Genomic DNA, 4,456 nt, shown 5'->3' on the forward strand with positions numbered 1-4,456 from the left:
TGCCAAGCCCGCGGTGCCTGCCCGGCGGCCGCGTCGCACGCGGCCGCCGGCGGAGCGCGCTCAGCCCTGCAGCGCGCGCGCGTGGAAGGCGATGTGCTCGCCGATGAAGCTGCCGATGAAGTAGTAGCTGTGGTCGTAGCCGGGCTGCACGCGCAGGGTCAGCGGATAGCCGGCGGCGTCGGCGGCGGCCTGCAACAGCTGCGGGCGCAACTGCTTGTCGAGGAACTCGTCGCCGCCGCCCTGGTCGACCAGCAGCGGCAGGCGCTCGCTGGCACTGCCGATCAGCACGCTGGCGTCGTACGCCTGCCACTGCGCGCGGTCCTCGCCCAGGTAGGCGGTGAAGGCCTTCTCACCCCAGGGCACCTGCGTGGGCGCCACGATCGGCGAGAACGCCGAGACGCTGCGGTAGCGGCCGGGATTCTTCAGCGCGATCACCAGGGCGCCGTGGCCGCCCATCGAATGCCCGCTGATCGCGCGCCGGCCGTTGTGCGGGAACTGCGCCTCGATCAGCGCCGGCAGTTCCTGCACCACGTAGTCGTACATGCGGTAGTGCGCGTCCCACGGCGCCTGGGTGGCGTTGACGTAGAAGCCGGCGCCCTTGCCCAGGTCGTAACCCTCGGCGTCGGCGACGCTCTCGCCGCGCGGGCTGGTGTCGGGCGCGACCAGGATCACGCCATGCTCGGCCGCATAGCGCTGCGCACCGGCCTTGGTGATGAAGTTCTGCTCGGTGCAGGTCAGGCCGCTGAGCCAGTACAGCACCGGCAGCGTGGTGTGCTCGGCCTGCGGCGGCAGGTACACGGCCACCTGCATGGGGCAGCCGAGCACAGCCGAGTCGTGGCGATAGACGTCCTGCCAGCCGCCGCAGCAGGCGTGGTGTTCGATACGTTCCATGGGCAGTTCCGGGAAGAGGGCCTGCGGCCGCGACCGGCCGCAGGCGGGGTGCCGCGACGCGTCGACCGGCGACGCACGCGGCAGCGGGCTTCAGTGCAGCACGCCGTTCTTGCGCGCCACGTGGGTGGAGATCGCGTCCATCAGCGGCGGCGACAGGCAATCGTACGGTTCCAGCTTGAGTTCGCGCAGGCGGTTGCGCACCCCGTCCATCGCCTCCGGACGCGTGCCGCTCTCGATGATCGACGACACGAAGGCGGCGAACCCCGGCGCCGACCAGCCCTGCTGCGGCGACAGTTCCGTATGCACGAAATCCAGGCCGTAGAACGGATGCTCGGTGTTCTCGATGCGGCCGTACATGTGCACGCCGCAACCGGTGCAGGCGTGACGGCGGATGGTCGCGCTCTCGTCCACCACCTTCAGCTTCTCTTCGTGCGCCGTCACCTTGACCTTGTCGCGCGCCACCACCGCCACCACCGAGAAGGTCGCGCCCTTCGGCTTCCAGCACTTGGTACAGCCACAGGCGTGGTTGTGCGCGGTCTGCGCGCCCACTTCCACCACCACCTTGTCGCTGGCGCAATGGCATTCCAGGGTACCGCCCTGGAAATGCTCCGCGCCGGCACGCACGCCGGCATCCACCGACGGATGAATCGTCACAGTACTCATCTTGCCCCCTCCCGGGTTCGTTGCGTCGCTGCAATGCGCGGAAACGGCCGCGCGCCGGACTGACCTGCGGTCAGAAGTGGATGACGGTGCGGATCGACTTGCCCTCGTGCATCAGGTGGAAGGCTTCGTTGATCTCGTCCAGCGGCAGGGTGTGGGTGATGAACGGATCGAGGTCGATCTCGCCGTGCATTGCCTGCTCCACCATGCCCGGCAACTGGGTGCGGCCCTTGACCCCGCCGAAGGCGCTACCGCGCCAGACGCGGCCGGTGACCAACTGGAACGGGCGCGTGCTGATTTCCTGGCCGGCGCCGGCCACGCCGATGATGACGCTCTCGCCCCAGCCCTTGTGGCAGCACTCCAGCGCCGAGCGCATCACGTGCACGTTGCCGATGCACTCGAAACTGAAGTCCACGCCGCCATCGGTCAGCTCGACGATGACTTCCTGGATCGGCTTGCTGTAGTCCTTCGGGTTGATGCAGTCGGTGGCGCCCATGCTGCGCGCCAGCTCGAACTTGCCCGGATTGGTGTCGATGGCCAGGATGCGCCCGGCCTTGGCCTGCACCGCGCCCTGGATCACCGCCAGGCCGATGCCGCCGAGGCCGAACACCGCAACGCTGTCGCCTTCCTTCACCTTGGCCGTGTTGTGCACCGCACCGATGCCGGTGGTGACGCCGCAGCCGAGCAGGCACACCTTCTCCAGCGGCGCCTCGGGGTTGACCACGGCCAGCGAGATCTCCGGCACCACCGTGTACTCGCTGAAGGTGCTGCAGCCCATGTAGTGGTAGATCGGCTGGCCGTTGTAGGAGAAGCGGGTGGTGCCGTCGGGCATCAGGCCCTTGCCCTGGGTGGCGCGCACCGCCTGACACAGATTGGTCTTGCCGGACAGGCAGAACTTGCACTTGCGGCACTCGGCCGTGTACAGCGGGATCACGTGGTCGCCGACCTTGACGCTGGTCACACCCTCGCCCACCGCCTCGACGATGCCGCCGCCCTCATGGCCGAGCACCGCCGGGAAAATGCCTTCCGGATCGTCGCCGGACAGCGTGAACGCGTCGGTATGGCATACGCCGGTATGGGTGATGCGCACCAGCACTTCGCCCTGGCGCGGCGGTTCGACATCGATCTCCACGATCTGCAGCGGTTTGCCTGCTTCGAAAGCGACGGCGGCTCGGGACTTCATGCGATTTCTCCTGGCTGACGGAATGGGCGTGGGGTGGGGATCATTTGAGGTAGGAGCGGACCAGCATGGCCATCTCGCGCACGCGCGCGGCGCGCTGCGCATCGGAGGTGGCGGCATGGCCGAATTCATCGCGGACGTGCGCCTGCATCACTTCCGACATCAGGCCGTTGACCGCGCCGCGGATGGCGGCGATTTGCTGCAGCACAGCAGCGCAGTCCGTCCCCTCCTCCAGCGCGCGTTCCAACGCCTCGGTCTGGCCGCGCAGGCGGCGGATGCGGGCGAGGACGCGCTTCTTTTCGTGCGGGGCGTGCGGCATGTGGCGGGAGCTCGGGAACTATACTGGGGGATAGTATTCCTGCCATCGAAAAAAGAAAACGCCCGCGCCGTTACTCCACCCATCCTGGCCGACCCGGGCGCGGTCGGACGCCCCGCCGCGCGGGTGCCGGCGCATGGCAATGCGTGTCGGCCCAGGACACGAAACCGCCATGTTCGCGCCGCCGGTGCTGCCTATGATGGCCACGCGTTCATGCGCGGGCCCCGGTGCCGGTGGCCACGTTCCTGCCCGCCCCCAGTTCCAGGCAGCCGCGGCCACGTCTAGACTGGGCGAATCCCCGTGTGGCCGCCCTTCAAGATCGTGGACATGAAATCCTTCATTCTGGTCGTCGACGACGATCCGGATCTGCGCCGACTCATCAGCGAGTTCCTGAGCGACCACGGCTATCAGGTGGACACCGCCGAGACCGTGGCGGAGATGCGCCTGCGGATGGCCGAGCGCCAGCCGGACCTGGTGATCCTGGACGTGATGATGCCCGGCGAGGACGGCCTCAGCGCCGCCCGCCAGCTCGCCAGCGAGCGCGGCGCGCCGGCGGTGATCATGCTCAGCGCGCTGGGCAGCGACACCGACCGCATCATCGGCCTGGAGGTCGGCGCCGACGACTACCTGGCCAAGCCGTGCAATCCGCGCGAGCTGCTGGCGCGGGTCCGCGCCCTGCTGCGGCGCAGCCAGGCGGCGACGCTGCCGCCGGAAGCGCGCGGCAACGTCTACGAGTTCGCCGGCTGGCGGCTGGACGTGATCCGCCGCGACCTGCGCGATCCCACCGGCATCTTCATCAATCTCTCCGACGGCGAATTCGCGCTGCTGCGCACCTTCGTCGAGCATCCGCAGCGCGTGCTCAGCCGCGACCAGCTGCTCGACTACGCGCGCGGCCGCGATACCGAGGTCTACGATCGCGCCATCGACAGCCAGATCAGCCGCCTGCGCCGCAAGATCAACGAGCGCGTGCAGACCGAACTGATCCGCACCGTGCGCAACGAGGGCTACATGCTGCTGCCGAGCGTCGCCCGCCTGTGAGCGGGCCCACGCGCGCCCGCCGCGGCGTGCCGATCTTCGCCCGCGCCTTCCTGCTGCTGGTGGTGGCGCTGCTCACCGCGCAGCTGATCGGCATCGCCCTGGTGCTGCGCACGCCGGTCTACGAGATGCCGGTGCACCCGCCGGAGGTGATCGCCCTGCTCAGCACGCGCATGCCGGCCGGCACCCAGACCCTCAAGGTGCAGGACACCGCCCATGCGCCGCTGCCGGCGCGCGACCAGGTGCGCGACCGCAACGTGGAACGGCTGATGGCGCACTGGCTGGAAGTGGCGCCGGACCAGGTGCGCTTCTACCGCAACAGCGACGGCCGCCTGGAACGCCTGCGCCTGCGCCTGGGCGAACGCCCGCCGCCA

At 69.2% G+C, this 4,456-nt stretch carries 5 protein-coding genes and 1 pseudogene; 2 read left to right on the forward strand and 4 right to left on the reverse strand.

The genetic code is table 11. The features are described 5' to 3' along the window. Nucleotides 1-60 precede the first annotated feature (60 nt). The 4 genes from fghA to D588_RS0106700 all read right to left on the reverse strand — a co-directional run bounded on the left by fghA (nucleotide 61) and on the right by D588_RS0106700 (nucleotide 3,050). Entirely contained in the window at nucleotides 61-891 is an 831-nt protein-coding gene (fghA, locus tag D588_RS0106685) for an S-formylglutathione hydrolase (protein ID WP_017915434.1), read from the reverse strand. A 90-nt stretch (nucleotides 892-981) separates the two neighbouring features. Then, nucleotides 982-1,554, reverse strand: a complete 573-nt coding sequence (gene gfa / locus D588_RS0106690) for an S-(hydroxymethyl)glutathione synthase (protein WP_026143453.1) — start codon at nucleotides 1,552-1,554, stop codon at nucleotides 982-984. Between the two features lie 70 nt (nucleotides 1,555-1,624). Next, nucleotides 1,625-2,734: an S-(hydroxymethyl)glutathione dehydrogenase/class III alcohol dehydrogenase gene (locus D588_RS0106695; protein WP_017912530.1), complete on the reverse strand. Its 1,110-nt coding sequence runs from the start codon at nucleotides 2,732-2,734 to the stop codon at nucleotides 1,625-1,627. Nucleotides 2,735-2,774: 40 nt separating this feature from the next. Continuing rightward, a complete protein-coding gene (locus D588_RS0106700) occupies nucleotides 2,775-3,050 on the reverse strand; it encodes a metal/formaldehyde-sensitive transcriptional repressor (RefSeq protein WP_017908003.1) in 276 nt (91 codons plus the stop codon). Between the two features lie 318 nt (nucleotides 3,051-3,368). On the opposite strand from D588_RS0106700, the gene D588_RS0106705 reads away from it, so the two are divergent. Both D588_RS0106705 and D588_RS24175 read left to right on the forward strand, forming a co-directional pair. Further along, entirely contained in the window at nucleotides 3,369-4,085 is a 717-nt protein-coding gene (locus D588_RS0106705) for a response regulator transcription factor (protein WP_026143454.1), read from the forward strand. Continuing rightward, nucleotides 4,082-4,456, forward strand: a pseudogene (locus D588_RS24175) (two-component sensor histidine kinase); the annotation flags it as partial. The gene D588_RS0106705 and the pseudogene D588_RS24175, both read left to right, overlap by 4 nt.

The organism is Xanthomonas sp. SHU 308 (assembly GCF_000364645.1).
Taxonomy (GTDB): domain Bacteria; phylum Pseudomonadota; class Gammaproteobacteria; order Xanthomonadales; family Xanthomonadaceae; genus Xanthomonas_A; species Xanthomonas_A sontii.